Below are 1925 nucleotides of genomic sequence, written 5' to 3'. Positions count from 1 at the left end.
TCAAGCTTTACTCCAAGGGCGTGACCACCAGGGAAATAGCCGATCTAATTGAAAATATGTATGGCAGTCATTATAGTCCAGCTCAAGTATCAAATATTTCCAAGCAGATGCTCCCCAAGGTTGAGGCTTATCACAAGCGCAAGCTAAGCGACAAGTTTTTCTGTGTCTATTTGGATGCGACATACCTTCCTTTGCGCCGAGAAACGTTTGAGCGTGAAGCAGTCTATATTGCCATTGGCATCAAGCCTAATGGGCACAAGGAGGTCATTGACTACTGCATTGCGCCTAGCGAGAACATTGAAGTCTGGACAGAGATGCTTCAAAACATGAGGTTCAGAGGCTTGATGGAAATTGAGTCCGATCTGCTGGTCTTCTATAATTATCCTAAATTATCCTAAGCAGATCAGGGCTTCAATTTACTCCACCAATATGATCAAATCCTTTAACAACGTTATCAAGCGTAAAGGTAAGCCTAAAGCAGAGTTTCCAACTGAACAGTCGCTTAATACTTTTATTGGCATTCAGGCAATGAGCTACAACGAACGCTATTTCAATCGAATCCACAAAGGCTTTGGTCAGGTTCAGGATACCTTAGAATCCTATTTTGATTAAATAAAAGATTAAAAAATCTATTTACACAAAAAAATTGACAGTTTCTTTTAAATCCAAAAATACAGGAAAATTTTCGTTTAAATTATGTATAACATATCGTAAAAAGTTAAAAATTATCTACTTTCTTGCATCTTTTTTTCAATCAATAATGTATCACGATATTCAGGAGCATCGGGTATTTCATGGAAATCAAAAGTTAATTCCTTATGCTTGCTCAAAATTTGTTTAATTTCATCAATATTCAATCTAAAGAATTCTTTACGCTTATTTACCTTATTAACTCGTTCTTTATCAAAATATTCATGCAATTCAGTTTCAAGTTTATACGCATCATCAGTAAATATAAGTGCATGAACATCAAATTTAAATGGAACTGATGCACTACTTAATTCATTAATTCTATCCATTGGATCTAATCTGCGAGTAACTCCAATTTTATAAACATTTTGTCCAAAAGAACCAATATTAGAAATAATATAAACATACCCTGCTGTGGGGTTTTCAGCTCGATCCGAAAGTTTAACTTTCTTAGCTTGAATATCAGAAATTTTATCCTGAAGATCAGCTAATTTTCTCTTAAGAGATTCAATCTCCACATCACTTTTAGAATTATTAATCTTATTTTGTAAAAGATCTTTCGCTTGTTGAAAATGCGTTTCATCTTTTTCGTATTTTGCACGTTCTTGTGCATATTCTCTCTGTGCTTGACGTTCTTCCTTTTCTCTTTGTCGTTGTTCTCTAAGCAATTCTTTTTCTTGTTCTTTCTTTAATGCGTATTCAAGAGCAATATGTGCTTCATCTAATTTACTATCTAAATAATTGGCAGTAAGTCTTACTCCGTTAGGCTCATTCAGTTTATTCAATTGTTCAAATGAGCGCGTAATTCTCTTTTCAATCATTTCGATATTAGATTTGGTTACTTTATTAATTGCAGCTTCACATTCACCATTAAAGGAACGAACTAACTGCTTAATATTTTTCTTTTGCATAGACCGGCCCTTAGCTTCGGAACCGTCTAATGTCATTGGATTAAAAATAGTTCCAGCATCTCCATTTTTAATCATTTCCTTTTGATTAGACCTTACTTCTGATAATTTCCCCTTATATGCACTAGAGTTTGCAAAATCATATCTTGGCTTATATAAACCATAATCTTCGTACATAATTTCATCTGAAACATTAACAAGCTGACTATTTAAATCTTTTATTTTCTTATCTAAATTTGAAATCTGTTTGTTTTGTTCAGTAACTTTTTGAATCTTTTTATCAATATCAGCATTTAACTTTTCAATATCTTCTTGTTTAGTATTTAG

General features: G+C 33.1%; 1 protein-coding gene and 1 pseudogene. One reads left to right on the top strand and one right to left on the bottom strand.

Going from position 1 to position 1925, the window contains the following annotated elements; translation table 11 throughout:
• Positions 1 to 612 (top strand): annotated as a pseudogene (locus tag CP363_RS10425) (transposase); the annotation flags it as partial.
• Between the two features lie 113 nt (positions 613 to 725).
• Here the strand turns inward: CP363_RS10425 and CP363_RS10420 are convergent.
• On the bottom strand, positions 726 to 1925 hold a 1200-nt coding region (locus CP363_RS10420), incomplete at its 5' end, for a DUF4041 domain-containing protein (RefSeq protein ID WP_233187171.1).

The organism is Lactobacillus sp. UMNPBX12 (genome assembly GCF_002553955.1).
In the GTDB taxonomy this organism is placed as follows: Bacteria; Bacillota; Bacilli; order Lactobacillales; family Lactobacillaceae; genus Lactobacillus; species Lactobacillus crispatus.
Note: the sequence above shows the minus strand (reverse complement) of the source record. Positions and strands in the feature narration are given on the sequence as shown.